General features: G+C 64.0%; 28 protein-coding genes and 1 tRNA gene. 13 read left to right on the top strand and 16 right to left on the bottom strand.

Features of this window, described 5'->3' with window-relative positions:
- Window positions 1-86: 86 nt before the first annotated feature.
- Both CK215_RS10685 and CK215_RS10680 read right to left on the bottom strand, forming a co-directional pair.
- Entirely contained in the window at window positions 87-1661 is a 1575-nt protein-coding gene (locus CK215_RS10685; protein WP_095830922.1) for an alkaline phosphatase, read from the bottom strand.
- A gap of 136 nt (window positions 1662-1797) precedes the next feature.
- The gene (locus tag CK215_RS10680; RefSeq protein ID WP_067001457.1) at window positions 1798-3081 is read right to left on the bottom strand and encodes an MFS transporter; all 1284 of its coding nucleotides are present in this window, start codon (window positions 3079-3081) and stop codon (window positions 1798-1800) included.
- Window positions 3082-3159: 78 nt separating this feature from the next.
- On the opposite strand from CK215_RS10680, the gene CK215_RS10675 reads away from it, so the two are divergent.
- Both CK215_RS10675 and CK215_RS10670 read left to right on the top strand, forming a co-directional pair.
- A complete protein-coding gene (locus CK215_RS10675) occupies window positions 3160-3777 on the top strand; it encodes a TetR/AcrR family transcriptional regulator (RefSeq protein ID WP_095830921.1) in 618 nt (205 codons plus the stop codon).
- A gap of 130 nt (window positions 3778-3907) precedes the next feature.
- On the top strand, window positions 3908-4498 hold the full coding sequence (locus CK215_RS10670; protein ID WP_095830920.1) for a hypothetical protein: 591 nt from the start codon (window positions 3908-3910) through the stop codon (window positions 4496-4498).
- Window positions 4499-4781: 283 nt separating this feature from the next.
- Here CK215_RS10670 and ppa read toward each other — a convergent pair whose 3' ends face one another.
- The 5 genes from ppa to CK215_RS10640 all read right to left on the bottom strand — a co-directional run bounded on the left by ppa (window position 4782) and on the right by CK215_RS10640 (window position 8506).
- Window positions 4782-5315, bottom strand: coding sequence for an inorganic diphosphatase (gene ppa, locus CK215_RS10665; protein WP_067001447.1), 534 nt, complete (start codon window positions 5313-5315; stop codon window positions 4782-4784).
- A gap of 216 nt (window positions 5316-5531) precedes the next feature.
- Window positions 5532-6038 carry a GNAT family N-acetyltransferase gene (locus CK215_RS10660; protein WP_067001444.1) on the bottom strand — a complete coding sequence of 169 codons (507 nt, stop codon included), beginning with the start codon at window positions 6036-6038 and terminating at the stop codon, window positions 5532-5534.
- Between the two features lie 150 nt (window positions 6039-6188).
- Window positions 6189-6827 (bottom strand): TPM domain-containing protein, encoded by a 639-nt coding sequence (locus CK215_RS10655; RefSeq protein ID WP_095830919.1) that lies wholly within the window; start codon window positions 6825-6827, stop codon window positions 6189-6191.
- 6 nt (window positions 6828-6833) lie between these two features.
- Window positions 6834-7706, bottom strand: a complete 873-nt coding sequence (locus CK215_RS10650) for a YgcG family protein (protein ID WP_095831112.1) — start codon at window positions 7704-7706, stop codon at window positions 6834-6836.
- A 155-nt stretch (window positions 7707-7861) separates the two neighbouring features.
- A complete protein-coding gene (locus CK215_RS10640) occupies window positions 7862-8506 on the bottom strand; it encodes a LemA family protein (protein WP_095779831.1) in 645 nt (214 codons plus the stop codon).
- A gap of 155 nt (window positions 8507-8661) precedes the next feature.
- Between CK215_RS10640 and CK215_RS10635 the strand changes: the two genes are divergently transcribed.
- The 6 genes from CK215_RS10635 (at window position 8662) to CK215_RS10610 (ending at window position 13909) form a co-directional block, all read left to right on the top strand.
- A complete protein-coding gene (locus CK215_RS10635; RefSeq protein ID WP_095830918.1) occupies window positions 8662-8913 on the top strand; it encodes a hypothetical protein in 252 nt (83 codons plus the stop codon).
- A gap of 12 nt (window positions 8914-8925) precedes the next feature.
- Window positions 8926-9810, top strand: coding sequence for a pyridoxal kinase PdxY (gene pdxY / locus CK215_RS10630; protein ID WP_095830917.1), 885 nt, complete (start codon window positions 8926-8928; stop codon window positions 9808-9810).
- Window positions 9807-10574, top strand: a complete 768-nt coding sequence (locus tag CK215_RS10625; RefSeq protein WP_095830916.1) for a DUF429 domain-containing protein — start codon at window positions 9807-9809, stop codon at window positions 10572-10574. The genes pdxY and CK215_RS10625 overlap by 4 nt, the downstream gene beginning before the upstream one ends.
- 129 nt (window positions 10575-10703) lie before the next feature.
- Window positions 10704-11345 (top strand): carbonic anhydrase, encoded by a 642-nt coding sequence (locus tag CK215_RS10620; protein WP_067001427.1) that lies wholly within the window; start codon window positions 10704-10706, stop codon window positions 11343-11345.
- Between the two features lie 10 nt (window positions 11346-11355).
- Window positions 11356-11772 (top strand): hypothetical protein, encoded by a 417-nt coding sequence (locus CK215_RS10615; RefSeq protein WP_095830915.1) that lies wholly within the window; start codon window positions 11356-11358, stop codon window positions 11770-11772.
- Between the two features lie 82 nt (window positions 11773-11854).
- Window positions 11855-13909 (top strand): M3 family metallopeptidase, encoded by a 2055-nt coding sequence (locus CK215_RS10610; protein ID WP_095831111.1) that lies wholly within the window; start codon window positions 11855-11857, stop codon window positions 13907-13909.
- 144 nt (window positions 13910-14053) lie between these two features.
- On the opposite strand, the gene CK215_RS10605 is transcribed toward CK215_RS10610, so the two are convergent.
- The 4 genes from CK215_RS10605 to CK215_RS10590 form a co-directional block, all read right to left on the bottom strand.
- Window positions 14054-15529, bottom strand: coding sequence for a M81 family metallopeptidase (locus tag CK215_RS10605; RefSeq protein WP_095830914.1), 1476 nt, complete (start codon window positions 15527-15529; stop codon window positions 14054-14056).
- Window positions 15530-15608: 79 nt separating this feature from the next.
- Window positions 15609-16436 (bottom strand): carbohydrate ABC transporter permease, encoded by an 828-nt coding sequence (locus tag CK215_RS10600; RefSeq protein ID WP_067001418.1) that lies wholly within the window; start codon window positions 16434-16436, stop codon window positions 15609-15611.
- Window positions 16433-17302 carry a sugar ABC transporter permease gene (locus tag CK215_RS10595; protein WP_095831110.1) on the bottom strand — a complete coding sequence of 290 codons (870 nt, stop codon included), beginning with the start codon at window positions 17300-17302 and terminating at the stop codon, window positions 16433-16435. Before CK215_RS10595 ends, CK215_RS10600 begins: the two co-directional genes overlap by 4 nt.
- 288 nt (window positions 17303-17590) lie before the next feature.
- Window positions 17591-18820: a sugar ABC transporter substrate-binding protein gene (locus CK215_RS10590; protein WP_095831109.1), complete on the bottom strand. Its 1230-nt coding sequence runs from the start codon at window positions 18818-18820 to the stop codon at window positions 17591-17593.
- A gap of 171 nt (window positions 18821-18991) precedes the next feature.
- Here CK215_RS10590 and CK215_RS10585 point away from each other — a divergent pair, with 171 nt between their 5' ends.
- The 3 genes from CK215_RS10585 to CK215_RS10575 are packed head-to-tail and all read left to right on the top strand — an operon-like array spanning window position 18992 to window position 21723.
- Window positions 18992-19762: an SDR family oxidoreductase gene (locus CK215_RS10585; protein ID WP_095782650.1), complete on the top strand. Its 771-nt coding sequence runs from the start codon at window positions 18992-18994 to the stop codon at window positions 19760-19762.
- A 2-nt stretch (window positions 19763-19764) separates the two neighbouring features.
- A complete protein-coding gene (ugpC, locus tag CK215_RS10580; RefSeq protein WP_095782651.1) occupies window positions 19765-20832 on the top strand; it encodes a sn-glycerol-3-phosphate ABC transporter ATP-binding protein UgpC in 1068 nt (355 codons plus the stop codon).
- Window positions 20833-20841: 9 nt separating this feature from the next.
- Entirely contained in the window at window positions 20842-21723 is an 882-nt protein-coding gene (locus tag CK215_RS10575) for a MurR/RpiR family transcriptional regulator (protein WP_095830913.1), read from the top strand.
- Window positions 21724-21827: 104 nt separating this feature from the next.
- Here CK215_RS10575 and CK215_RS10570 read toward each other — a convergent pair whose 3' ends face one another.
- Both CK215_RS10570 and CK215_RS10565 read right to left on the bottom strand, forming a co-directional pair.
- Window positions 21828-22139: a DUF167 family protein gene (locus CK215_RS10570; RefSeq protein ID WP_067001410.1), complete on the bottom strand. Its 312-nt coding sequence runs from the start codon at window positions 22137-22139 to the stop codon at window positions 21828-21830.
- Between the two features lie 9 nt (window positions 22140-22148).
- Entirely contained in the window at window positions 22149-22439 is a 291-nt protein-coding gene (locus tag CK215_RS10565; protein ID WP_067002157.1) for a YggT family protein, read from the bottom strand.
- 141 nt (window positions 22440-22580) lie between these two features.
- Here CK215_RS10565 and CK215_RS10560 point away from each other — a divergent pair.
- A tRNA-Ala gene (locus tag CK215_RS10560) sits at window positions 22581-22656 on the top strand.
- Between the two features lie 37 nt (window positions 22657-22693).
- On the opposite strand, the gene CK215_RS10555 is transcribed toward CK215_RS10560, so the two are convergent.
- Window positions 22694-23029, bottom strand: coding sequence for a hypothetical protein (locus CK215_RS10555; protein WP_141245467.1), 336 nt, complete (start codon window positions 23027-23029; stop codon window positions 22694-22696).
- Between the two features lie 275 nt (window positions 23030-23304).
- Between CK215_RS10555 and CK215_RS10550 the strand changes: the two genes are divergently transcribed.
- Entirely contained in the window at window positions 23305-23484 is a 180-nt protein-coding gene (locus CK215_RS10550; RefSeq protein WP_095830911.1) for a hypothetical protein, read from the top strand.
- 54 nt (window positions 23485-23538) lie between these two features.
- Here CK215_RS10550 and CK215_RS10545 read toward each other — a convergent pair whose 3' ends face one another.
- Together CK215_RS10545 and CK215_RS10540 are read right to left on the bottom strand one after the other, a co-directional pair.
- Window positions 23539-24036, bottom strand: coding sequence for a hypothetical protein (locus CK215_RS10545; RefSeq protein WP_095830910.1), 498 nt, complete (start codon window positions 24034-24036; stop codon window positions 23539-23541).
- 125 nt (window positions 24037-24161) lie between these two features.
- On the bottom strand, window positions 24162-25556 hold the full coding sequence (locus CK215_RS10540; RefSeq protein WP_095830909.1) for a multicopper oxidase family protein: 1395 nt from the start codon (window positions 25554-25556) through the stop codon (window positions 24162-24164).
- Window positions 25557-25661: the final 105 nt, after the last annotated feature.

The raw sequence follows: 25661 nt of genomic DNA, 5'->3' as shown, positions 1-25661 counted from the left end.
TTTCTGACAACGGTAGCACTCCGGCACATGCCCCCGTGCCCTGCCGGACAGTCCGGCAGGAAATAGGGGGGTGCCTCGTCCCGACCCTAAGCCGACCGCACCGGATCGAGCGTGACCTTGTAGAGCTCGTTGTCGTCGCGATCCATCAGCCGCACCGTTAGTTGCTCGGTGGCGCCGGAAATGTCGACCAGGCCGAAGAACTGCAGGCCCGCTGATGGCGGCAGGTTCTGGCCCTGCTCGGCGCTCGGCGCCTTGATGAACTTCAGCTCGGGCCCGAAGGTCATGTCGAGATCGTTGGGACCGAAGGTGCCGGCGTGGATCGGGCCGGAGACGAATTCCCAGAACGGGTTGAAATCCTGGAACTGCGCCTTGTCCGGATTGTAGTAATGCGCCGCCGTATAGTGGACGTCGGCGGTCAGCCACACCGTGTTGGTGATGCCGGCGTTCTTGATGTAGCGCAGCAGGTCGGCGAACTCGAGCTCGCGGCCTTTTGGCGTGCCATTGTCGCCGTTGCTGACCGCCTCGGCGCCGGCCTTTTTGGCCGCGTCGTTCCAGACGACGAGGCCGAGCGGCATGTCGGCGGCGATGATCTTCCAGGTCGCCTTGGAATTCGCCAGCTCGCGCTTCAGCCACTGCGTCTGCTGCTCGCCGAGCATGCGCGACTTCGGCGTCAGCGTGTCCTCCATGTCGGGGCCGTTCGGGCCGCGATAGGAGCGCATGTCGAGGAAGAACACGTCGAGCAGCGGCCCGTGGGCGATCTTGCGATAGACGCGTCCCGGTTCCGAAGGCTCGTAGCGGATGGTCGTCATTTCATGGAAGGCGCGCGCCGCTCGGGCCGCCAGCACATGGATGGATTTTTCAGTGTAGCGGTTGTCGGCCGTCAGGTCCTTCGAATCCGACCAGTTGTTCACCACCTCGTGGTCGTCCCACTGGTAGAAGGTCGGGCAGATGGCGCTAAGCTCGAGCACGTGCTTGTCCATCATGTTGTACTTCCACTGGTCGCGATATTCGTCCAGCGTTTCGGCGACCTTGCGCTTGCCGTCGATCATGACGACGTTCTTCCACTTGCCGCCGCCGGGCAGGTCGACCTCGTCCTTCATGGCGCCGTCGGCATAGATCGTGTCGCCGGAATGGAGGAAGAAGTCAGGCGTATGCTTGGCGATGGTGGAGTAGGTCTTCATGCCGGTCTCGTCGATGCCCCAGCCCTGGCCGGCGGTGTCGCCCGACCACGCGAAGCGCACGTCGCGCTTCGACGCCGGCGCGGTGCGGAAACGGCCGACGATCGGCTCGGAGACGGCGTTGATGTCGGAAAGATCGGCGGCCGTCATCCGGTAGAAAATGTCCTGGTCGGCGGCGAGGTCGGTGAGCAGCCGCTTCACCGTATAGTCGCTGGCGGGCGAGGTATCGAGCGGCGCCAGCCTGACGGCGTCGGCGAAGCTTTCGGTGGTCGACACTTCGTACATCACGCGCGCCGGCCGGTCGGTGCGGGTCCAGATCACGCCGGAGGTGGCGTCGATATCGCCGGACTGGACGCCGTGGGTGAAGGCCGGGCGCTGATTGGCGCGCGAATAGTAAGGCAACGCGAGACCGGAGGCGCCGACTAGGCCAAAGGCGCTGGCCGAGGTGACGAAAGCGCGGCGGGTTAACGAGAGCTTGTTCATGGCTGTCTCCGGATGGCGTTGAACGGGACCGCAAACCTCCGGCCTCAATGTTTCAGGCGCATATCGGAACCATGAAATTTTGATAACAGTTCACAGCTCTCCCTTCTCCCCTTGCGGGAGAAGGGGAAGTCGCGCTTTAGGCCGCCTGCGGTTCCGGCTCAAAAGCCGGCTTGCTCGTGTTGATCAAGAGCGAAATACAGGCCGCGGCTATGCCGGTCATGCCGGCGATCAGGAAGGCAAGCTCGTAATTGCCCTGCAATTCGCGCATCGTGCCGCCGAAGGCCGCCGCCGCCGCGGCGCCCACCTGGTGGCCGGCGACGATCCAGCCGAACACGATCGGGCCGCTGCGGTCGCCGAAAGCTTCGTTGGCGAGCCTGAGCGTCGGCGGCACTGTGGCGATCCAGTCTAGTCCATAGAGCACGGCGAAGATGATCAGGCTGACGGCCGAGAAGCCGGAATAGGGCAGATAGATCAGCGACAAGCCGCGCACGGCGTAATAGACGCCAAGCAGCTTGCGCGGATCGAAACGATCGGTGAGCCAGCCGGACAGCGTCGTGCCGATCAGGTCGAAGATGCCCATCATCGACAATAGCCCGGCTGCCTGCACCTCGCCGATGCCCATGTCGCCGCAAAAGGCGATGAGGTGCGTGCCGACGAGGCCGTTTGTGGTGAAACCGCAGACAAAGAATGTGGCGAACAGGTACCAGAACACCCTGGTTCCCGCGGCACGGCGCAACGTGTTCAGCGTATGCGCCAGGAAATTGCCTTGCGCGGCCGGCGACACCGGCGGCACGTCGTCGGCATCGGCGCCATAACGCACCTGGCCGATGGAAGCCGGGCGCTCCGGCACCAGCAGAAAGACCAGCGGCACGAGAGCCGCCGTGGCAATGGCGATGGCAACGGCGACCGGCTTCCAACCTCCCGACTGAGCCAGCGAGGCGAGCAGCGGCAGGAACACCAGCAGGCCGGTCGCGCTGGAGGCGGACATCAGCCCCATCACCAGGCCGCGATTGGTCTTGAACCAGCGATTGACGATGGTGGCGCCGAGCACGGTCGCGACCGCGCCCGAGCCGATGCCCGAAAATACCCCCCATGTGATCAGCAGATGCCACGGCTTGGTCATCAGCAGGCTGAGCGCTGTGGAGCCCGACATGATCAGCAGCGCGGCAAGCAGTGTGCGGCGTAGCCCGATCCGCTCCATCAACGCCGCGGCAAATGGCCCGGTGAGGCCATAGAGGAAGATGCCGACCGCGGCGGCAAGCGAGACGACATCGCGCCGCCAGCCGAAGCTCTCTTCCAGCGGCAGCATCATGACCGCCGGCGCGGAACGGAGACCGGCGGCGATCAGCAGGCAGAAGAAGATGACTGCGACGACGACGAAGGCGTAGCGCTGGCCAAAGGGGCGGGAATGAGTTATCATGTTACTGACCGGTACGTTGCAATGGAGCGGCGCCATTCATACGTACCGGTCAGTAACATTGTCAAGCGAGTTTGTTGAATGCCATCGGACAAAAAAATTGAAGCGTCGATCAGCGGAGCCGGCACGGCGCCGGCGCCGAAGGCTGCCGACAAGATCCTCGACGTGGCGCGCGACCTGTTCTATCGCGAAGGCATCCGGGCGATCGGCGTCGATGAGATCGTCAGGCGCGCCGGCGTCACCAAGCCCAGCCTGTACCGGACCTTCCCGTCCAAGGACGAACTCGCCGCTTCCTATCTGCGCAAGTACGACCTCGAATTCTGGCAGCGGTTCGACGAGGCGGTGGACGCGCATCCTGGCAATCCGCGCGCGCAGATCATCGCTTTCCTCACCCGCGTCGGCAAACGCACGCAGAGGCCGGACTATCGCGGCTGCGGCATGACCAATGCGGCGGTCGAATATCCCGAGCACGGCCATCCCGCGCGGGTGGTGAGCGAGAACAACAAGCAGGAATTGCGCCGGCGCCTGCGCGCCATGGCGGCCGCGATGGGTGCGAGTGATTCCGACACGCTCGGCGATGGGCTGCTGCTGCTGATCGAGGGCGCCTATATCAGCGGCCAATTGTTCGGCCTCGACGGACCGGCGGCATCGGTCGCCCGTAACGCCGATCTGCTGATTGAAGCCAGCTTGAAGAAATAGTGGTCCGCACCGTCCGACTGCCCAGTTCCGGGCGTCGATGGCCTAGACAATTGACCCTTCGCGCCAACCCAGCTTCCTAGGCTCACGCGGGTTTTAACGCTACGCTGAAGCGCCAAACGGAGGTCTTCGGATGCGCGCCTGGCTTGCTCTTACTGCCTTTGCTATCCTTGGTAGCTCGGCCCATGCCGGCGACATTTCCAGCTCCTATACCGACCTCGACTGGAAGAAGGACTGCGTGACCTACGCGCAATCGGAAGAAGGCGACGGCGACTGGGCGAACCTCGCCTGCGCGGGCTATCGCGGCTATCCGGTGCTGATCGGCTATGACGACGCGCGCGAGTCCGTCTACTACGGTTTTCCCTCCGACGACATGACCGCCAGCTGGGAAAGTTTCTCCGGGTTCAACACCGCTGGGGCGAAGGTCGAGTGGCGCATCGAAACCAATGGCGACAAGGCGGTGCCCTTCGCCGTCATTCATCGGCGCGAGATCAGCAATCCCGAAAACGAAAACAAGCCGACCGAGGTGCTGGTCGTCGCCAAGGTCGCGCAGCCGGAGGAGCATGAGGGCTGCACAATCGGCCTCGTGCTCGCCACCGGCAATCCTCAGGCCAACGATCAGGCGCGCAAGCTCGCCGATCAAAGGGCGAAGGGTTTTGCTTGCGGCAAGGACAAGCGCGAGGTGATCGGCAACGTGCCGGACTTTGGGCGAGTAGATAACTAGAAATTAGAGGGTGTTCGACGAGTGCGAGACGGCGAAGGTTGCGCATTCGTCATCCTTGGGCGGAGCAAGGAGCGAAGCGACGCGGCGCAGACCCAAGGATCCATGCCGTTACATCAAGGCGTTGCCACGGTGCAGTAATTCCGTTCCGTAACGATCTTTCGCGCGACCTCACGGCATGGATCCCAGGGTCTCCGCCGCGTCGCTTCGCTCCTGCTTCGCCCTGGGATGACGACGTTGAGGGCTTCGCCCAAGCCCCATCGCCCAGGCGTTGGCTGCCGCTTACCTACTTGACCGCCTTCGCCCGTTCGATCGCCTCGACGATCATCTTCTTGGCATAGTTGGAATCGTGCCAGCCCTCGATCTTGACCCATTTGCCGGGCTCGAGATCCTTGTAGTGCTCGAAGAAGTGCTGCACCTGCTGGCGGGTGATTTCCGGCAGGTGCGTGTATTCGGTGACATTCTCGTAGCGCAGCGTCAGCTTCGGCGAGGGAACCGCGATCACCTTCTCGTCCTGACCGGCATTGTCTTCCATGATCAAGACGCCGATCGGCCGCACATTGATGACGCAGCCCGGCACCAGCGCGCGCGTGTTGCAGACGAGCACGTCGATCGGGTCGCCGTCGCCGGAGAGAGTGTGCGGCACGAAGCCGTAATTGCCGGGATAGCGCATCGAGGTGTGCAGGAAGCGGTCGACGAACAGCGTGCCGGCCTCCTTGTCCATCTCGTACTTGATCGGCTCGCCGCCGATCGGCACCTCGATGATGACGTTGATGTCCTCTGGCGGATTCTTCCCCGTTGGTACGGCTTCGATGCGCATGCTCAAATCCCTCTCTCGATTTGTGAGATCGATAGCGGGCGGCGCTTCATGGTGCAATGCGGCGAATAGCACTGGACGCTAATGGAAGCGCACAGATTGTGATGGATTGTAACCCAATGCATGTCGCCCAAGACTGCGCAGCGGTTTTGGGCGAACGATATGTATCAAACGAAGACTTGAAGCACGTCACCGCAAACGCGTTTTAAGTGGCGGCCATCATTCCCAGACGAAGGCAACCTTCTTCAGCGCCTTCTGCTCGAAGACTTCGACGCCTTCGGCGACGTCGCGGCCGCCATTGCCGGCATAAAAGGCCAGCGCATTGTAATTGTCTTCCAGCGCCCACACCACCAGGCCTCTGAGGCCGTGGTCGGCAAGGCGCGTCCGCGCCGCCTTGAACAGCCTGCTGCCGAGGCCGATGCCCTGATATTCCGGACGCAGGTAAAGCTCGTAGATCTCGCCTTGCTGCCTGAGCTCGCGGGCGCGGTTCCTGCCGATCGTGGCATAGCCGGCGATCGTGCCCCCGATCTCGACCACCAGCACGGTAGCTGCCTTGCGAATTGCGTTCGCCCACCAATCGGGGCCGCGGCGATTGATCATGGCCGTCAGCGTGCGATGCGGGATGATGCCGGAATAGGCGCCGCGCCATGCCTCCTGGTGCACGTCCGCGATAGCTGTTGCATCGCGAGGGTCGGCTTTCCGGATGTCGATCGTCAGCGTGTTCATGATTTGTTAATCATAAACCCGCTTGGCCCGACTGCAAAGAGTCCCGCGCTGTCGCGCCCGCGCTTTCTCACAAATGAGCTTGGCGGCATCGGAGGCACCGAAAACCAACCCTCACCCGGCCCCGGCAGAGCAGATTTTCAGCAAGTTCCGTCAGATCTCGACGAGATGGTCATCCAATTCATTGGTGTCGCCGGCGGTAACCGGGAAATGCTCGGCCAGCACCGCGCCGACCGATTCGATCGCCTTGGCGAAGCCGTCGGGGAGTCGGTCGTCGCCCGCGTGCTTCGTCAGGTTCCGCACCACGCCATCCCAGACATGCTGGCCGACCTTGGCATCGATGCCGCTGTCGGCCACCACCTCGGCATAGCGCTCGGCGATGGAGACGAAGATCAGCACGCCCGTCCTCGCCTGGGTGCGGTGGACGTTGCGGGCGAGAAATTGCTTCATCGCATTGGCATGCGCCGCCTGGTAGCGCAGCCGTTTCGGCACGAGGTGAATGCGCAAGCCGGGCAGCGCCCAGAGGAGCGCGAGCATGCAGCCAAACGCCAGAAGCTGAGCAAGCACGAAATGCGGCAAACGGATGGTCAGCCACAAGGCTTCCAGCCCGTAGGCCACTGCGAGGCTGACGACAATCGTGGCGAGCGCCGCCGCGAACGCAGCCGGGAAGAAATAGCCGTCGCTGGAACCCGCGACGACGCAGTATATCTCGCCGTCGGTCCTTGCTTCCGCGGCATGGATGGCCTCGGCGATGCGGTCATGGTCCTCGGGACTGATCGGTCGCGTTGCCATGGTTTCTCACCAGCTTCCAGAGGAGCCGCCGCCGCCCGACGAACCGCCGCCGCCGGAAAACCCGCCACCGCCGCCACCGGAGGACCAGCCTCCACCGCCCGACGACCAGCCGCCGCCACCGGACGACCATCCGCCGGATGATCGCCGGCTGGGCTCGAAGGTCATGCCGAGCCAGCGGTAGCGGCCGGGCCCGATCTTCTGGCCGAAGATCGGCGGCAGCACCGTCAGCGCGATGCCGCCGAAGAAGATCAGCGCCCATATGGTGATGAAGATGGCGAAGAACAGGTCGTCGGAGTTGAACGGCGCCTGCTCGTTGCGCTTGCCGCGCGCCTCCAGCTCCTCCGGATTACCCTCCAGCACCATGATGATGTCGTCGACGGCCTTGCTGATGCCGCCGGAGAAGTCTCCGGCGCGGAAGGCCGGCACCATGTCGTTTTCGATGATCAGCTTGGTGTGCAGGTCGGTCAGCGTGCCTTCCAGCCCGTAGCCGACCTCGATGCGCATCTTGCGATCGTTCGGCGCAACCAGGAGAAGAACACCATTGTTCTCTTTGGCCTGGCCGAGCTTCCAGAAGCGGAACAGCCGGTTGGCGTAGGGCTCGATCTCCTCGCCGCCGAGGGTGGGGATGGTCGCGACGACGATCTGGTCGGAGCCTTTCTTCTCGAAATAGGCGAGTTTCTGGGTCAGCGCTGCGCGCGTGCCGGCATCGATAATGCCGGCATTGTCGACCACACGGCCGGTGAGCGGGGGCAGGTCGGCGGCAAGGGCGGCGATGGGGAAGAGGAGGCAGAAAAGAACGCCAAGGAAGCTGAGGTAAGCGTTCCTTCGCGCCCCCCTCTGTCCTGCCGGACATCTCCCCCACTTGGGGGGAGATTGGATATCGCGTCCACCCTCGCCACTCTCCAACGTTGGAAGCGGAGATACAGCGGTCGAGCTGCCAATCTCCCCCCTTGCGGGGGAGATGTCCGGCAGGACAGAGGGGGGCGCGAAGGAACGCAAGGCCTGCAAGCTCGATTAAATTTCAGTCGCGCCGCTCACCCGCCCTGCTTGGTGCTCGTGCCGAAATCCACTTTCGGCACCTGCATCTTGTCTTCCTCGACGGTGAAGTTCGCAAACGGCTCATTGCCGCGGAACCAGAATGTCGCCCACAGCACCGACGGGAAGGTCCTCAGCGTCAGATTGTACTCCCTGACCGCCTGGATGTAGTCGCGACGCGCCACCGCGATGCGGTTCTCGGTGCCCTCGAGCTGCGCCTGCAGCGCGAGGAAATTCTGGTTGGCCTTGAGGTCGGGATAGTTTTCCGAGACCGCGATCAACCGCGACAGCGCGCCCGTCAGCCCGGCCTGGGCATCCTGGAATCTTTTGAGGGCTTCCGGATCCTTCAGCGTCTCCGGCGTCACCGTGATCTGCGTCGCCTTGGCGCGCGCCTGGACCACCGCGTCGAGCGTGTCCTTCTCGTGCGAGGCGTAGCCCTTCACCGTCTCGACCAAGTTGGGGATCAGGTCGGCGCGGCGCTGATACTGATTGAGCACCTCGCTCCAGGCCGCCCTGGCATTCTCCTCCGCCGTCGGGATGGTGTTATAGCCGCAGCCGGCAAGCAGCGGCAGCACGAAGGCCATCATCAGCAAGGCCGGCAAATTGCGGAAAGCGGAGGGTAGAAGAAGGCGCTCGGCGAACATGATTGGTCCCCTCGACAGAAGTTGTGATGCGAAGCATTACCACAATCCGTGCGCAAGAAAATGACCCGGTCGTGGCAGCGCTCTGATCTTGGCCGCTCGCCCCTGTGAATACGCGACCGAACAGGCTAAGCTCCGGGCCGGAAAGGACATTTGCCATGGCCGAGCGCCGGGACGATGAGAATGAATCGCGCCGCATCCTTGAGCGCGTGGCGCGCGAAACGACGCCGGACGGCGCATCCTTCGTCGCCCGCACCGCGAAGGACGCACGCGACCACGTGACCGCGGCCGATGCCGACCGCTCTGATCCGATCGAAGTTTGGGGCACCCGCATTGGCCGAACGCTCGGCCTCATCATCGCCATTGGGCTGTTGGTCTGGCTAGTGTATGCCGCCACGCAGGGTGGCTAGGAACCGAATTTCATGAATGCTGAAAAAACCGACGCGCCGCGCGCGGTCATCGTCATCTCCAGCCATGTCGCCCGCGGCTCGGTCGGCAACCGCGCCGCGGTGTTCGCGCTGGAGACGCTGGGGTTTCCGGTCTGGGCGGTGCCGACCGTGATCCTACCCTGGCACCCAGGCCACAGCCGCGCCACCCGCATCGTGCCGCCGCTCGATCAGTTCAAGGCGCTGATGGCCGATCTCGAGCGCGCGCCGTGGTTGGGCGAGGTGAGCGCGGTGCTCTCGGGCTATCTCGGTGAGGCCGGCCAGGCGGAGGCCGTCGCTTCGCTGGTTGCGGCCGTCAAGGCGAGGACGCCGGATGCCCTTTATGTCTGCGACCCGGTGATGGGCGATTCGGGTGGCCTTTATGTGCCGGAGCCGACGGCCGTCGCGCTGCGCGACAGGCTGATGCCGATCGCCGACATCGCCACGCCCAACCGCTACGAGCTCGAATGGATGGCCGGCGCGCCGCTGCCCGACATCAAATCGGTGACGGCGGCCGCCCTGCACGCCGGTCCCTCCACCATGCTGGTCACCTCGGCACCCTCGATGATGGCGGGCGGCACCGGTAACTTCCTCCTCGACGACCGACAGGCGCTGCTTGCCGAGCACCGCCTGATCGAGAAGCCGCCGAACGGGTTGGGCGACCTGACGGCCGCCGTCTATCTCGCCCGCATCCTTTCCGGCCAGCCGCCGGCGAAGGCGCTGCAGTCGACCACGGCCGCCGTCTACGAGATCCTGGCGCGCACGGCGAAACGCGGCGGCGACGAGCTGCAGCTCGAGACGGACGCGCAGAGCCTGTCGCATCCGATGGCGATGGTGCAGCTTCGCCATCTCCTTCACCCCGGGCGGGACAAGCGGGCGTGACGCCAGGCGGCGGCGTGCTGGCCGGGGTCGACGGCTGCAAGGCCGGGTGGATCGCCGTCCATCGCGAGCCTGGCGCGCCGCCATCGGCGTCGGTCTTCGCGACTTTCGAGGCTCTGCTACACGCCCTGCCCGACGCCACGATCGCCGTCGACATGCCGATCGGCCTGCCTGATTTTTCCAGCCGCGGCGGTCGCGGGCCGGAGGCGCTGGTGCGGCCGCTGCTCGGAGCACGGCAGTCGAGCGTCTTTGCCATACCATCGCGCGCAGCGCTCTACGCCGATACCGGCAGCTTCACCACGGTCGAAGCCTGGTATGCCGCGCACCGGCGGGCGAGCGAGGTGGCGATGACGACTTCCAATCCGCCGCGCGGCGTTTCCATCCAGGCCTTCGGTATTTTTTCGAAGATTCGCGAGATCGACCAGCTGTTGATCGCGCAACCGGATTTGCGCGGCCGCATCTTCGAATCGCACCCGGAAGTCGCCTTCTGCCGGCTGAACGGCGGCACCGCGATGATCCTGCCCAAGAAGATCAAGGGCACTATCAACCCGGCCGGCATGAAGGAGCGCAAGGCGCTGCTTTGCCGGCAAGGCTACGACAAGACCTTCCTCGACCAGGCGCCGCCGAAGGGTGCCGCCAGCGACGACTTCCTCGACGCGGCCGCCATGATGTTGATCGCCGGCCGCATCGCCAGCGGCGAGGCGCGGCCCTCGCCCGATCCGCCGCTGACCGACCGCTTCGGCATTCAGGTCGCCATCTGGGCATGACCGGTCGGAGCGGCCGGCATGCGTTTGCGACGCCGCCATCCGCAATTCGGCATTGCCCGCGACCGGCTTTTGCCGCTAGAGGCTTTTTCGATCGCAACGAGCTGCCGCCCCAAACCCGGAAAGGCGCCCATGCCCCATCTCCCCGAACATCTGCTGACCGGCTATCGCAACTTCATGAGCGGCCGCTATCCCGCCGAAAGCGACCGCTACCGCTCGCTGGCGCGCGAGGGCCAGGCGCCCGAGACCATGATCGTCGCCTGCTGCGATTCCCGCTCGGCCCCCGAAGCGATCTTCGATGCCGGGCCGGGCGAGCTCTTCGTGCTGCGCAATGTCGGCAATCTCGTGCCGCCCTATGAGCCGGACGGCGAGTTCCACTCGACCTCTGCTGCGCTCGAGTTCGCCGTGCAGAGCCTGAAGGTGAAGAACATCGTGGTGATGGGCCATGGCCGCTGCGGCGGCATCCGCGCCGCACTCGATACCAATTTTGCGCCGCTGTCGCCTGGCGATTTCATCGGCAAATGGATGAGCCTGATCGCGCCGGCTGCCGAGACCGTCTCGTCCAGCACCTTCATGACGGCGACCGAGCGGCAGACGGCGCTGGAGCGCATCTCGATCCGCTATTCGATCGCCAATCTCAGGACATTCCCCTGCGTTTCGATCCTCGAGGGCAAGGGCAAGCTTACCCTGCACGGCGCCTGGTTCGACATCTCGACCGGCGAGCTCTGGGTGATGAACAAGGAGACCGGCGATTTCGAGCGGCCGGAGCTTTGATGGAGGGTTGATGGAGCGGATCTGGTGTAGGTTTCTCCTTGCGGCAGCGCTGCTGCTGTCCGCGACGATCAGCGCCGGCGCCGATGACAGCGCCGTCATCGATCGTTGGTATTCGGCACTCCTGGTCGCCGACCGCACCGAACTGTCCGAATTGCTTTCCGAAGAGGTGCACATGAAGCTCGACGATGTCGGCGTCGTCCAGGACAAGCAGGAATTCCTCGCGTCGATCGACGAATGGCAAGGCGCGGTTGCCGGCGCCGCCATCCGCCATCGCATCGAGAAGAGCGAAAAGGGCGAGACCACGGTGCTCGCCTGCTACGATTTCCCCGAGAACGACACGCTGATGCGCGAGACCTTCACCGTCGTCGGCGGCCGCATCACCGCCAGCACTCAGACGGCGGTCGCGCAGGACTGCAGCGCCTACTGATCCTATTGTTGCGCGGTGCCGAGCACCGCCCTACATCGGGATAACCCGCCTGCATTCAGCCCCACCAAAAGCGCCTATGGATTTGCCCATGTCAAAGACCGTCGACCTCGCCGCCCATCCGCTGACGCTTTGGCAAGGCCCGCTCGGCCTGCCCGATTTCACCCGCATCGGCGACAATGATTTCGGGCCGGTATTCGACGCGGCGCTGGCAGCGCACCAGGCTGAGATCGACGCGATCGCCGGCAACAGCGAGGCGGCAACGATCGAAAACACGCTGGCTGCACTTGAGCTCGCCGGCGAGCCGCTCGACCATGTCTCGTCGATCTTCTGGTGTCGGGCCGGCGCCCACACCAACGACACCATCCAGCAGCTGGAGCGCGAGATTTCGCCCAAGATGTCGCGGCACTTTTCCGCGATCTCGATGAACGAGAAGCTGTTTGCCCGCATCGACGACCTCTACCAGCGCCGCGACAGGCTGAGCCTCGATCCCGAGACGTTGCGTGTGCTGGAAAAGACCTGGAAAGGCTTCGTCCGCTCCGGTGCGAAGCTCGATGCGGAAGGCAAGAAGCGGCTGGCGGCAATCAACGAGGAACTCTCCTCGCTCGGCACCAAATTCGGCCAGAATGTGCTGGCCGACGAACGCGACTGGGCGCTGTTCCTCGACGAGGCTGACCTCGTCGGCCTGCCGGATTTCTTGAAGAGCTCGATGGCCGAGGCGGCCGAGATGCGTGGCCAGAAGGGTCGCTATGCGGTGACGCTGTCGCGCTCGATCTACGAGCCGTTCTCGACCTTTTCTGAGCGCCGCGACCTGCGCGAGATCGCCTTCCGCGCCTTCATCATGCGCGGCCAGAATGGCGGCGCAAGCGACAATACCGATGTGGTGCGCGACATGCTGAAGCTGCGCGCCGAGAAGGCGAGGCTGCTTGGCTATGAGTCTTTCGCGGCGCTTAAGCTCGACGACACGATGGCGAAGACGCCGAAGGCGGTGCACAACCTGCTCGATCCGGTCTGGGAAAGGGCGCTGGAAAAAGCGGCCGCCGATCAGAAGCAGCTGGAACGGCTGGCCACCGAAGCCGGCAGCAACGACAAATTCGCGGCATGGGACTGGCGCTTCTACCAGGAGAAGCTGCGCACGGAGAAATTCGCTTTCGACGAAGCCGAGCTGAAGCCCTACCTGCAGCTCGAGCGCGTCATCGACGCCTGCTTCGATGTCGCGACCAAGCTGTTCGGCGTCAGCTTCGAGGAGAAGAAGGGCATTGCCGCCTGGCATCCCGATGCGCGCGTCTTCGTGGTCAAGAACGCGGACGGCAGCGAGCGCGGCCTGTTTCTGGCGGATTACTTCGCGCGGCCCTCGAAACGCTCCGGCGCCTGGATGAGCGCGCTGAAATCCGGCTACAAGCTTGGGGAAGGCGCGAAGCCGGTCATCTACAACATCATGAACTTCGCCAAGCCGCCCGCCGGCGAGCAGGCCCTTCTCTCCGTCGACGAAGCAAAGACCCTGTTTCACGAATTCGGCCATGCGCTGCATGGCATGCTGACCGACGTCACGTGGCCGTCGGTCTCCGGCACCTCGGTGAGCCGCGATTTCGTCGAACTGCCCTCGCAGCTCTATGAGCATTGGCTGACGGTGCCAGCGGTGCTGGAAAAGCATGCGCTGCACGTCAAGACCGGCAAGCCGATGCCGAAGGACCTGCTCGACAAGATGCTCGCCGCCCGCACCTTCGGCGCCGGCTTCGCCACGGTCGAGTTCACCGCCTCGGCGCTGATCGACATGGCTTATCACGCAAGGCCGGACGCGCCGGCCGAGCCGCTTCCGTTCGAGGCTGAAACGCTGGAAAAGCTGCATATGCCCGACACCATCGCCATGCGTCATCGCACCCCGCATTTCGGTCATATCTTCGCCGGCGAGGGCTATTCAGCCGGCTACTATTCCTACATGTGGTCGGAGGTGCTGGACGCCGACGCCTTTTCCGCCTTCGAGGAAACAGGCGATCCCTTCAACCCGGAACTGGCCGAGCGGCTGAGGAAGAACATCTACGCCGCCGGCGGAGCGAAGGATCCGGAAGAGCTTTACACGGCCTTCCGTGGGAAAATGCCTTCGCCCGAGGCGATGATGGTGAAAAGAGGGTTGGCGTAGCGCCAGCAAATCTCCCCCCTTGAGGGGGAGATGTCGCCGAAGGCGACAGAGGGGGTCACCTCGACCGCCGCGACGCCTTCAAAAGGTCGGCGCTTCACGCGCGGCAACCCCCTCTGGCCGCTTAGCGGCCATCTCGGGGAGAGATCATCGGCGCCACGGATCCTTCACCCTCGGCCATATCGGTCTCCTCAGCTTCCTGTAATCCGTCACCGCCGGATTGCTGGGATAAGAACTCGGCGCCGCGACATAGATGACCTCGGCGGCGATCGGCGCGAAGCCGGCGTAGAAATGGTTGGTCGACTTGATCAGCAGGATGTCCTTCGACATCGGATCGACGCCGATATTGGAAAAAATGTCCGGCTCGAAGGTCTGCGTGCGGTTGGTGTTGAGGATGACGTCGACCTCGGTGCCCTCGATGCGAACCACCGCAGCCGGCCCGAGCGTCACCCGGCTCGGCCCGAAGCTTTGCCAGCCCTCGCTGACGGCCTTGAGCACCGTGACGCGCGCGTCGATCGGCTCGCCGGCCTGCGGTCCGGCCTTGCCGCCGAAGCGCAGGTCGATGACGGCGCCATCGCCGGCCGCCTGGCAGAAGGTCACCGCGATCGGATCCCAGATCGTGGCGACGCCGACACTGTCAATCCCGCGCGCCAGCAATTCGGAAAGCACGATGGTGCCGTCGCCCGGCACGCCTCCGCCCGGATTGTCCCAGATATCGGCGATCACCACCGGCTTGTCCTTCTGTGCCGCACGCACGGCAAGCGCCCGCTCGATGCCGGCGGAGGCGGAGAGCATCGTCATCGCCGTCTTTTCGCGCAGCGCATAGAGCTCGCGTCCCAGCGTTTCGGCGAGTTGGTCGCCTTTTTCCTTGTCGTTGTCGGTGACGACCAGGATGCGCGTTCCCATCTCCGGCACGTCGGCGGCCATGAAGCCGTGGATGACCGAGACCGACAGCACGCCGTCCTTGCCGTGCAGCGCTTTGATCTTGTCGACGAAAGAGCGCATCGGCTCGCGGCTGGTCGGCAGCACCTGGATCATGCGGCAGTCGAAGGTCGAGATCACCGGCTTGATTTCGCCCCGCGCCGCGGCAAGGCCGAGCTCGATCACATGCTCGCCGCGCTCGTAGAAATCGGTGTGCGGGAATTCGAGGAAATAGGCCATGATGTCGGAGGCCGCGACGCGCTTGGGCGTCAGATGGCTGTGCGGATCGAATTCCGAGGCGATCACCACCTTCGGCCCGACGATTGCGCGCACACGCTCCAGCAGGTCGCCCTCGCAGTCGTCATAACCCTGCGCCACCATCGCGCCGTGCAGGCCGAGGATCACCGCATCGACCGGCAGGGCGGCATTGAGCTGGTCGAGGATCTCGTCGCGCAGCGCCTCAAAAGTCTGCCGCTGCACCAGCCCGCCGGGCTCCGCCCAGGTGGCGGTGCCTTCGATGACGGTCAGGCCTTCGCTGGCCGCACGCCGGCGCAGCGCCACGATCGGCGAGGAGCACAGCGTCGGCGTCTCCGGATGTTTTCCCGGGCCGGCATAGAAGGCCATCTCGAACGAGGCCCGGTCGGTCGGCACCGGCGAGAAGGTGTTGGTTTCCGTCGCCAGGGAGGCGGTGAAGATGCGCATCAAAACTCCGTGGACTATTTGTTTTTGGCAATTCCGGACGGAAAACCGCTGCACGGTTTTCCTGGAATTGCGGAGATTGCTATTTGACCGCTCCTAATGCCAGCCCGCGGACCAGGTAGCGCTGCAGCCAGATGAAGAGGATCGCCACCGGCAGCGTTGCCAGCAGCGTGGCCGCCATGACATGGTGCCATTCGATCGTGTAGCGGCCGGCGACCAGCGAGAAAACCTGGATCGGCAGCGTGTAGCTTTCCTGGCTGCGCAGCATGGTGAGCGCCACGACGAACTCGTTCCAGGCGTTGATGAAGGTGAAGATCGCCGTCACAGCGATTGCCGGCAGGCAAAGCGGCAGGAACACTTTGCGCAGCGTCAGCCAGCGGCCGGCGCCTTCCATCCAGGCGGCCTCCTCGAGGTCGCGCGGAATGGTGTCGAAATAGCTCTGCAGCATCCAGACGGTGAAGGCGACGTTGAAGGCCATGTAGATGAAGCCGAGTGCCGTCGTGCTCTCGACCAGCCCCCAGGCGGCCATCAGCCTGAACAGGCCAAGCACCAGCACGATCGGCGAGATCATCTGCGAGATCAGCAGGAACTGGCGGAAGGCGCCATAACCGGCAAAGCGGAAGCGCGACATGGCATATGCCGCCGGCACCGAGATCAGGATGGCGCCGATCGTCGCCAGCGCCGAGACATAGAGCGAGTTGAGAAGCGCCTGGCCGAAGCCGGTCGCCACCCACATGTCGGCGAAATTCGACCAGCGGAATTCGCTCGGCCACCATGTTGGCGTCAGCACTTCGGTCCGCGGCTTGACCGCGGTGAGGAACATCACCGCGAAGGGGAAGATCGTCACCACGATCAATGGCGCAAGCAGCAGCCAGGCGATGATCGAGCGTTTCAGCTTGCCGTTTCTCATGCGCGTTGCTCCCGCATGGCGAGCCGCACATAGATCATGGTGAAGATGAGCAGGATGACGAACATCACCAGCGACACCGCCGAAGCCTCGCCCAGCTTGCCGATGCGGAAGGCGAGCTTGTAGAGATGGGTGACCAATATGTCGGTGGAGTTCGCCGGTCCCCCTTGAGTCATCACCCAGATGATCGGGAAGGAGTTGAAGACGTAGATCGTGTTGAGCACGATCGCGATGTTGACGAACGGTTTTAGGAGCGGAAAGGTGATCTCGCGGAACTGCTGTAAGGGGGTCGCGCCCTCCAGCGCCGCGGCTTCGTAGAGATCGTCGGGGATCGACGACAGGCCGCCGAGGAAGATCGTGGTAGTGAACGGCACCGTCACCAGTATGCCGATCAGCACCTGCATCGGGAAGGCGGTCTCGGCGCTCGCCAGCCACTGGATGTTCTGGCTGATCAGGCCGAGCTTCATCAGCCCCGAGTTCAGCATGCCGCTTTCGCCGTTGAGCGCCCAGCGCCATACCACCGCCGTCATGGTGAGCGACACCGCCCAGGGCAGCATGATGATGACGCGGGCCAGTCCACGGCCGTAGAAGTCGGTATTGAGGATGATCCCCACCGGGATCGACAAGAGCAGGGCCCCGCCGACCACCAGCACGGTCCATAGGCCGGTGCGCCACAGGGCGGCGACAAAATCGGGATCGGCAGCAAGCGCCCGGAAATTGGCCAGGCCGCTGAAGTCGCGCAGCTGGCCAAAGCGATTCACGTCATGCGTCGAGATCTGCACGAGATCCCAGACGGGCCAGAAGATCACCACCGCCGCCAGCAAAAGGCTGGGAAGCGTCAGCAGATAGGGCACGATACGGCTTTGCATCGGCTGGCTTGCACCGCGTTGCGGGTAGATGGCAGTGGCATTGGTGCTCAAGGCACGTCCCCGCATTCGAATTTCGCTGGCCTGCCGGCTTGGCTGTCGTTCTTCCTGGGCAATTGCATCAGGATTTGCATTCCTCGCCGGCGTTTGCGCCGACATCGATGATTGTCCTTGTCTGAACCGATTGCCCGGTCGTTCTTAAACCGCGCCCGTTCTCCTGGGATTGCCACACCGGACAGATGTGGCGCGCCCCGACGGGTGGGGCGCGCCACGGGCGCAGGGAGATACGCCCTATTTCTTCAGCACGCCGTTGGCCTTGTCTGCCGCCTCCTTCAAGGCAGCCTCCGGCTCGGCACTGCCGAGATAGATCTTCTGCATGGCGTCGGAAGTGATCTGGGCGATTTCTTCCCAGCCCGGGATGACCGGCGCGAAGCGAGCGTCGGGCAACAGCGCGGTGAAGGCGGCGAGGTCGGCGTTGTTGACGTAATACTCCATCTTCGCCTCTTCCTTGTTCACTGGCAGGAAGCCTTCGCCTTGCGTGAACTTGGCGCGCTGCTCCTTGGTGAACAGGAAGTCGAGCAGCTTCCAGGCCTCGTCCTTGTTCTTGGAGTTCTTGAACATGATGATGGAATCGGTGACGCCATAGGTGCCGCGCGCGCCGGTCGGCCCGGCCGGAATGGCGGCGACGCCGTATTTCAGGCTCGGTGCCTCTTCCTTGATCTGGTTGGAGAGGAATGGCGCGGTGATCATCATGCCGACCTTGCCCTGCTTGAACAGGTTCTGCACGTCCTCGCGGTTGTTGGAGGTCACGCCGGGCTCGGTCAGGCCCTCGTCGATCATCGACTTGTAAAGCTTGGCCGCTTCAAGCGCGCCCGGCGTGCTCAAGCCCGACGTGCCGTCCTTGTTGAGGATCTCGGTGCCGAATGACCACATCGCGTAGTAGTAATAGACGTCCGTCTCGATCTCCTTGCCTTGCAGGCCGTAGCCGAAGGCGCCGACCGCCTTGATCTTGCGCGCGTCCTCCTGCAACTCGGTCCAGGTTGCCGGCGGCTTGGCGATGCCGGCCTTCTCGAACAGCTCCTTGTTGTAATACATGGCACGCGCTGAGGCGGCGATCGGCAGGCCATAGGTATGGCCGTTAATGATCGAGGGCTGCAGGAAGGTGTCTATGAAGCGGTCCTTGAACTCGGGCTTGATGTAGCTGTCGAGCGGCTCGGCGACGTCTTGCTGCACGAAGTCGATCAGCCAGCGCGTGCCGATGATCGACAGATCGGCATTGGTGCCGGCAGTGATGTCGGTGGTCAGCTTCTGCAGGAGCACGTCCCACGGCACCACTTCATATTTGATGGTGATGCCGGGATTGGCCGCCTCGAACTCCTTCTTCACCTCTTCGAAATAGGGGCCGGTCTTGGCGCTGTATTCGGCGACGGTGACGCGCACCTCGTCCGCATCGGCCGGCGCGGCAAGCGCCAGCATGCTCATTCCGGCCAACAGGCCGATAGTCCATTTCGCAAGGCTCATCTGATCTCCTCCCATGATGCGCATTCGCGCCTGGCCCGGTGGGCACAGGATTTATGTTACTTTCCTACATTATCGATGGTTTTCGGGGAAGCAAGCAGTTTATCATGTTGCTTAATTACATTTCGTTGAGTAGCGTTCTCTCCCTGTCGGACGTGGCGAGGAGCACTGATCGTGGTGTCCCAGGGCGATTTCGAGGGCAAGACAATTGTCGTCACCGGCGCCGGTGGCGGTCTTGGCTCGGCGATCGTGGCGCTGATGGCCGAGCGCGGCGGCCGCATCGTCGGCTGCGACCAGTCGGCCGAGGCGCTGACCAGCCCGTACATCGCCTCGTGCCACGTTTTCAACCTGCTCGACCGCACCTCGATCGAAGCGGCGATCTCAAGCCTGCTCGACAAGGACGGCGTGCCGGATATCCTTGTCAACAATGCCGGCTGGACGCGCGCCGAGACGCTGAAAGCGTTGACGCCGGACAGAATAGAACAGGAGCTCGACCTCAACCTCGCCGGCGTGATGAGTTTCGCCGATCCGCTGGTCAAGGCGATGGCCGCGCGCGGCTCGGGCAGCGTCGTCTTCATCTCCTCGGTCAACGCCATCGCGCATTTCGGCAATCCGGCCTATGCCGCCGCCAAGGCCGGCATCAACGCTTACGCCAAGTCGATCGCCGTCGAGCTTGGCCGCAGCGGCGTGCGCGCCAACGTCGTCTGCCCTGGCTCGATCCGCACTGCCGCCTGGGATCATCGCCTGGCTAAGGATACCGAGATCCTCGGCCGGCTGAAGCGGCTCTATCCGCTCGGCCGCATCGTGAATGCGTCGGAAGTGGCCGAGGCCGTGGCTTTCCTTGCCTCCGACCGCGCATCCGGCATAACGGGCGCCGTGGTGCCGGTGGACGCCGGACTGACAGCCGGCTACCTGCCTTTCATCGACGACATTTTGGGAGCGTGACCATGACCGATGTCCAGTTTCGCAACCTGTCGAAATCCTTCGGCCAGCATAAAATTCTCGAGGACATCAACCTCGAGATCAAAAGCGGCGAGTTCGTCGTGCTGGTTGGTCCGTCCGGCTGCGGCAAGTCCACGCTCCTGCGCATGCTGGCCGGGCTGGAGACGATCTCCTCCGGTGATCTCGTGATCGGCGGCACCCGTGCCAACGACCTGCCGCCGCAGAAGCGCAACATCGCCATGGTCTTCCAGTCCTATGCCCTGTTCCCGCATCTGAGGGCCGCCGACAATATCGGCTTCGGCCCGAAGATCCGCGGCGAGACGCGTGCCGCGATCGACGACAAGGTGAAGAAAGCGTCCGGCGTGCTCAACCTCTTCTCCTATCTCGACCGCTATCCCAGGCAGTTGTCGGGCGGCCAGCGTCAGCGCGTCGCCATGGGCCGCGCCATCGTGCGTGAGCCCTCCGTCTTTCTGTTCGATGAGCCGCTCTCCAATCTCGACGCGCAGCTGCGCGTGCAGATGCGCACCGAGATCAAGGCGCTGCACCAGCGGCTGAAATCGACCATCGTCTACGTCACCCACGACCAGATCGAGGCCATGACCATGGCCGACCGCATCGTCGTGATGGATCGTGGCCGCATCCAACAGGTCGGACAGCCGCTCGAACTCTACGACCGGCCGGCCAACAAGTTCGTCGCCGGCTTCATCGGCTCGCCGTCGATGAGTTTTGTTTCCGGCGCGCTGAAGACCGCCGACGCCAAGTCCTGGTTCGAGACCAAAGGCGGCGGCCGGCTGGCGCTTGCCGGCAAGACAGCGTCCGGCGGCGACACGGTCGAGGCGGGCATCCGCCCCGAGCATTTCATCATCGGCGCGCGTGACGATGCCATCGCCATCGACGTCGACGTGGTCGAGCCGACCGGCTCAGAGACCCATGTCTATGGCTCGATCGGCGACGACACGGTGCGCGCCGTGTTCCGCGACCGGCTGCAGGTGAAGCCGGGTGACCGGCTGCCAGTGAGCGTCGACCCGCGCAACATCCATCTCTTCGACAAGGCGACGGGCCTGCCGCTGTGAGATGAAAGGATGAAGACCCCGGCCGACATTATCACCCGCCTGCAACTGATGTCGCAGGACGGCACCAAATCGGACCGCCGGCTGGCCGGCTTGGTGCTTTCCGATCTCGATTTCGCCTCCAAGGCAGCGATTTCGGAGATTGCCGCGCGTGTCGGCGTCAGCGAGCCGACCGTCACCCGCTTCTGCCGCAATCTCGGCTGCGAGGGCCTGCGCGATTTCAAATTCTATTTGGCGCAGGCGATCGCCATCGGCGGTCAGTACCTGTCGCCGGAACCGCTCAGCCGCGACGCGCGCGAGCAGCGCATCGCTTCCGCCATTACCAAGGCAGCGGTCGCCGCCATCCAGCGCGCCAGCGAAAATCTCGACATGACGACGCTGATGGCTGTCGGCGCCCGCATCGCCGGTTCCGGCAATGTGCTGTGCATCGGCTCCGGCGGCATCTCCTCGATGATGGCGACGGAGATGCAAAATCGGCTGTTCCGGCTGGGCCTCTCGGCGCTCGCCCAGGTCGACGGCCAGTTACAGCGCATGTATGCGGCGGTCGCGACACCGGAGACGACGCTGATCGCCTTCTCGGTCTCGGGCTATGCCCGCTCGGTCATCGAGGCGGTCGAGGTCGCGCAGCAATATGGCGCAGCCACCGTCGCCATCACCGCGCCCGATTCGGCTTTGGCCAAGGTCGCCGACACGGTCATCCAGCTGCAGTCTTTCGAGGACGGCAATATCTACAAGCCGACCTCGTCGCGCTACGCGCTGCTTGCCATTCTCGACATGATCGCCACCACTGTGGCGGAATCGCGCGGGCCGAAGGTGCTGGAGAACCTGCGCCGCATCAAGCAGAGCGTGAACACGCTGAAGGTCGACGATCCGAAGCTGCCGCTGGGAGATTGAAGCGCCGGCGCTGAACTGCCGATCGCCACGAGTGGGAACCCAAGCGGAGGAAATGTCCGGCAGGACAAAGGCGGGCGCCGGCCCGCCTACCTCTCAAGTTTGGATTACCCGGAAAGCGCCTCGACGCTCTTCGCCAGTTCGGCCGCATCACCCCCTATCCGCAGCGTCTTCAGCCGGGACGTGCCCCCAGCCACCACCGAAACCGCCGATCCCGGCACGCCAAGCGCCTTCGCCACCATCCGCTCCAGCGCCGTATTGGCGGCGCCGTTCTCCGGCACCGCGCGCACACGCGCCTTGAGATGGCTGCGCCCGTCGGCGGCCATCTCAATGCCTTCGATCCGATCCACTGCCGCCTTCGGAGTCAGCCGCACGAAAAGGTCGATGCCGTCGTCGCGCGGACGGAACGGCGAGGCCATGGATCGGCCTTAAGCGACCCAGGAGAAGACGGTGGTGATCAAAAACTGGCGGATGAAGAAGATGATCAAAAGAAGAATGATCGGCGAGATGTCGATGCCGCCAAGATCGGGCATGTAGCGGCGGATCGGCCGCAGCGCCGGCTCGGTCAGACGGTAAAGCATATTGCCGACGGTGCCGACAAACTGGTTGCGCGAGTTGACGACGTTGAAGGCATAGAGCCAGGAAAAGATCGCCGAGGCGATGATGATCCACCAGTAGATATCAAGCGCCATGACGATGGTTTGAATAAGGGCGATCATGCCGGTCTCCAAATTGTCGCCGACATGTAGCCATTGCGCGCGGAACCGGCAAGGCCCGGCCGTTTCGGGCGCTCGATGCCGGGCAGCCGTTTCGCCTTGACATCAAACCGCCGCGACCGATACAAGCCGATCCGCTGGAACGGGGCTGTAGCTCAGCTGGGAGAGCGCATCGTTCGCAATGATGAGGTCAGGGGTTCGATCCCCCTCAGCTCCACCAGCCGAAAGCAGGGGCGGGCTCTGGGCCCGCCAGTCGCTCAGTCATCCCAATCGTCCCAATTGTCTTCATCCTGCCGCGGATAGCCGGGGATGACGCGGACAATCGGCCGCTGGCGCTCGTAGCGCCAGTAATACTCGTCCGACGGCTGCGGCTCGTAGGTGCGATAGACCGGCCGGTAGTGCCGCTCGCGCCTCCAATGCTTGTGCTTCTTGTGCGGGCGCACGCAATAGCCGTCTTCCGTCAGGTACGCGCATGTCACATGCGCCTGCTGCACGAGGCCGTCTCCAGCCGGGATACCGATCATCGGCGCCGCCTGAACCGCGGGCGCCAGCGCCAGCATGGTGCCGGCAAGAGTAAGGACGGACAATTTCATCGACCTCTCCATCGTCTCGAATTGGGCGGCCGAAAGACCTTCGGATTCGGGACGATTTGCGGCGACCAGGATCACTTTTCTTTCCCGCCGCACATATGGGCGTCAGATCATGTTTCCACTTGCATCCTGCGTCCTGCGCGCCGGCCTGCTCTGTTCCAGGTCACGAATTGGCAACGAGAAGCCATCTTCCGCGTCATTGACACGAAACAGACGGGGCGCATTGGGTTGGGCGTCCCGCCGCCGACGTATCCGCCATCCCAACGGAGGAAGTATCAATGTCAGTGGTGGGAATCCTGCTCCATCTCGGCCGTGCCATCATCCATGCGCACAACAACGCCAAGGTCAGGAACCTGATGGACGCCCCGCCGCCCGAAACCCGCAGAGACATGGGCCGGCAAGTTTCACCCGGCGCCTCCGAAAAAGAGCACGGCGCCATTCATCCCGGCGGACGCTAAGGCACTTCCAGGACAAGTGCGAACTGGAGGCTCCGCGTGGCCGGTATTGCCCGATCACCTGCAGACCGCCGTCGCTTTGCGATTGCGCTGTCGCGCATAGGCCACGCAGGCGTCCACCGTGCTGACGCAGAGCGCATCGATGCTGTTGGGCAAATTGTTGTCGCCGGCATAGGTCACTTCCGCGACACGGCCGCCGAGCATGCGAATCTGCGTGTTGCAATAGCCGCCGGGCGCGACGTTGACGGACCCTCCAACTGCGGGGATAGCGCCCAGGGCCATGGTCGGCACCGCGATGTTGAGATTGCCGCGCTGCACGCTGCGCTGATAGGTCCAGATCTGGCCGGAAGGTCCCACATCGGCGGTCGCGGTCGGAAAGCCGGCGCACATGCGGACATCGGCCTCGCTGAGGCCGACCATTTCCCTGCGGGCGGCGGCCGTGGTGGCATCCTCTTTCGCGACCCGCGACGTATCGTCGGGGATGACGCAGGACGACAGGATGGAGATGCCTGCCGCAACAACAAGGGCAAGTTTTCGAATGCGCAAAGATGTCATGCCGTCGGTCGGAGTTGCGTGCCGCCCCAGCGCCTCTTGCCTACCTAGGCAAGCGGGCAAGGGCGTCAACCCGTCGAGGTCCGCGAATTCCGGTCGAAGGCGAGGGCGCCTACCGCTCTACGTGCTCACGCCACCCGCAAATAGCTCGTCATGCCCGTCTTCTGGTGCTCGATGATGTGGCAGTGGAGCAGCCAGTCGCCGGGGTTGTCGGCGACAAAGCCCAGCTGCACCTTCTCGTCGGGCTGGATCAGATAGGTGTCGGAGATAAGCGGCTGGACCGCGCGCGTCGAGGACGACAGCACCTTGAAGCTCATGCCGTGCAGGTGGATCGGGTGCGCGTGCGGCGTCAGGTTTTCCATGTCGATGATGTAGCTTTGGCCGAGTTTCAGCTCGGCCAGCGGCGCGGTCGGGTCCGGCGTGTCGCCCGGCCACGGCACTTTGTTGATCGCCCAGAAACTATAGCCGAGCGACCCACAGATGCTGTCGGCCGCGACATTTTCGGCCGTGGCGCTCAGCGCCAGCGGAATGCGCCTCGCGGCGGCTACGTCCACCTCCGCCACCGGATTGGGCTCGAGCGGGCCGAGATCGCGAAGATCGCGCTTGAGCGATTGGCCGACCGCACGCAGTGTCGCCAGAACCTTTGGCTTCGTGCCCCTAACATCCCGCAGGCTGACGATCGCGCCTTCGTCGTCGGGCATGCGGATGGCAAGCTCCAGCCGCTGTCCGGGCCCGAGCTGCAGGGCGTCGGGCGCAAAGCGCTGCGGCACCGGATTGCCGTCGAGCGCGATGACGGCGGCCTCGGCGCCGTCGACGCGGAAGCCATAGATGCGCGTGACATCGGTGATGGCGGCCCGCAGCCGCACCAGCCCGCCGGCCGGCGCGTCATATTGCGGCTGGTCGAGCCAGTTGGCCGTGCGCACCGTGCCATAGGTGCCGCTGCGCGCCGCATCGCGCGGCCGGAACTGCGCGATGAACTGGCCGTCATCGCCGAGGCGCCAGTCGCGCAGATTGAGCGCCACTTCGGCATCGAAGGCAGGATCGTTCGGGTTTTCCACCACGATGACGCCGGTCAGCCCATGGCCCATCTGTTCCAGCGTGTTGCAATGCGGGTGATACCAGAAGGTGCCGGCGTCTGGCGGCGCGAAGGCGTAGTCGAAATGATCGCCCCGATACACATAGGGCTGGATCATGAACGGCACGCCGTCCATCTTGTTGGGAACGCGGATGCCATGCCAATGGATGGTCGTCGGGTCGTCGATGCCGTTGACGAGGCGCGCAGCGAATGGCTTGCCTTTCTTCATCCTGATGACCGGCGGCGGGCCGGCCTCGCCATAGGTCAGGACATTCTTCGTTGGCGCGCCGGCCATCAACTGCGCTGCAATGCCTGCAGTCTTCAAGATCAGCGGTTCGGGTTTCGCCGCCGCCCAACCGGCGAACTTGCCGGCGGTCGAGAGGCCGATGCCGGCCGCGCCGGCCGCCGCGGCGCCCTGCAGGAGTTTGCGGCGTGTGAGGACCGACATTGAGAATCCGAAATGGGTGAGTGGCGGCTTCAGGCTCTACCATCATTCGCGCCCATCCCGAAACGGACAGATCGCCGCTCCCGAAAAAGCCAATCGAATGCCAGG

Origin of the sequence: Mesorhizobium sp. WSM3864 (assembly GCF_002294955.1) — a bacterium.
Classification (GTDB): Bacteria; Pseudomonadota; Alphaproteobacteria; order Rhizobiales; family Rhizobiaceae; genus Mesorhizobium.
This window is presented reverse-complemented; position numbering and strand designations above follow the sequence as displayed.

What these genes read in the sequence shown, in the direction of transcription:
- CK215_RS10680 (WP_067001457.1), bottom strand. Translation starts at nt 3,081, where the DNA reads ATGATAACTCATTCCCGCCCCTTTGGCCAGCGCTACGCCTTCGTCGTC.
- CK215_RS10660 (WP_067001444.1), bottom strand. Translation starts at nt 6,038, where the DNA reads ATGAACACGCTGACGATCGACATCCGGAAAGCCGACCCTCGCGATGCA.
- CK215_RS10545 (WP_095830910.1), bottom strand. Translation starts at nt 24,036, where the DNA reads ATGACATCTTTGCGCATTCGAAAACTTGCCCTTGTTGTTGCGGCAGGC.
- CK215_RS10670 (WP_095830920.1), top strand. Translation starts at nt 3,908, where the DNA reads ATGCGCGCCTGGCTTGCTCTTACTGCCTTTGCTATCCTTGGTAGCTCG.
- CK215_RS10575 (WP_095830913.1), top strand. Translation starts at nt 20,842, where the DNA reads ATGAAGACCCCGGCCGACATTATCACCCGCCTGCAACTGATGTCGCAG.
- CK215_RS10600 (WP_067001418.1), bottom strand. Translation starts at nt 16,436, where the DNA reads ATGAGAAACGGCAAGCTGAAACGCTCGATCATCGCCTGGCTGCTGCTT.
- CK215_RS10595 (WP_095831110.1), bottom strand. Translation starts at nt 17,302, where the DNA reads ATGCAAAGCCGTATCGTGCCCTATCTGCTGACGCTTCCCAGCCTTTTG.
- CK215_RS10540 (WP_095830909.1), bottom strand. Translation starts at nt 25,556, where the DNA reads ATGTCGGTCCTCACACGCCGCAAACTCCTGCAGGGCGCCGCGGCGGCC.
- CK215_RS10635 (WP_095830918.1), top strand. Translation starts at nt 8,662, where the DNA reads ATGGCCGAGCGCCGGGACGATGAGAATGAATCGCGCCGCATCCTTGAG.
- ugpC (WP_095782651.1), top strand. Translation starts at nt 19,765, where the DNA reads ATGACCGATGTCCAGTTTCGCAACCTGTCGAAATCCTTCGGCCAGCAT.
- CK215_RS10590 (WP_095831109.1), bottom strand. Translation starts at nt 18,820, where the DNA reads ATGAGCCTTGCGAAATGGACTATCGGCCTGTTGGCCGGAATGAGCATG.
- pdxY (WP_095830917.1), top strand. Translation starts at nt 8,926, where the DNA reads ATGAATGCTGAAAAAACCGACGCGCCGCGCGCGGTCATCGTCATCTCC.
- CK215_RS10605 (WP_095830914.1), bottom strand. Translation starts at nt 15,529, where the DNA reads ATGCGCATCTTCACCGCCTCCCTGGCGACGGAAACCAACACCTTCTCG.
- CK215_RS10615 (WP_095830915.1), top strand. Translation starts at nt 11,356, where the DNA reads ATGGAGCGGATCTGGTGTAGGTTTCTCCTTGCGGCAGCGCTGCTGCTG.
- CK215_RS10620 (WP_067001427.1), top strand. Translation starts at nt 10,704, where the DNA reads ATGCCCCATCTCCCCGAACATCTGCTGACCGGCTATCGCAACTTCATG.
- ppa (WP_067001447.1), bottom strand. Translation starts at nt 5,315, where the DNA reads ATGCGCATCGAAGCCGTACCAACGGGGAAGAATCCGCCAGAGGACATC.
- CK215_RS10675 (WP_095830921.1), top strand. Translation starts at nt 3,160, where the DNA reads ATGCCATCGGACAAAAAAATTGAAGCGTCGATCAGCGGAGCCGGCACG.
- CK215_RS10570 (WP_067001410.1), bottom strand. Translation starts at nt 22,139, where the DNA reads ATGGCCTCGCCGTTCCGTCCGCGCGACGACGGCATCGACCTTTTCGTG.
- CK215_RS10640 (WP_095779831.1), bottom strand. Translation starts at nt 8,506, where the DNA reads ATGTTCGCCGAGCGCCTTCTTCTACCCTCCGCTTTCCGCAATTTGCCG.
- CK215_RS10565 (WP_067002157.1), bottom strand. Translation starts at nt 22,439, where the DNA reads ATGATCGCCCTTATTCAAACCATCGTCATGGCGCTTGATATCTACTGG.
- CK215_RS10550 (WP_095830911.1), top strand. Translation starts at nt 23,305, where the DNA reads ATGTCAGTGGTGGGAATCCTGCTCCATCTCGGCCGTGCCATCATCCAT.
- CK215_RS10685 (WP_095830922.1), bottom strand. Translation starts at nt 1,661, where the DNA reads ATGAACAAGCTCTCGTTAACCCGCCGCGCTTTCGTCACCTCGGCCAGC.
- CK215_RS10555 (WP_141245467.1), bottom strand. Translation starts at nt 23,029, where the DNA reads ATGAAATTGTCCGTCCTTACTCTTGCCGGCACCATGCTGGCGCTGGCG.
- CK215_RS10655 (WP_095830919.1), bottom strand. Translation starts at nt 6,827, where the DNA reads ATGGCAACGCGACCGATCAGTCCCGAGGACCATGACCGCATCGCCGAG.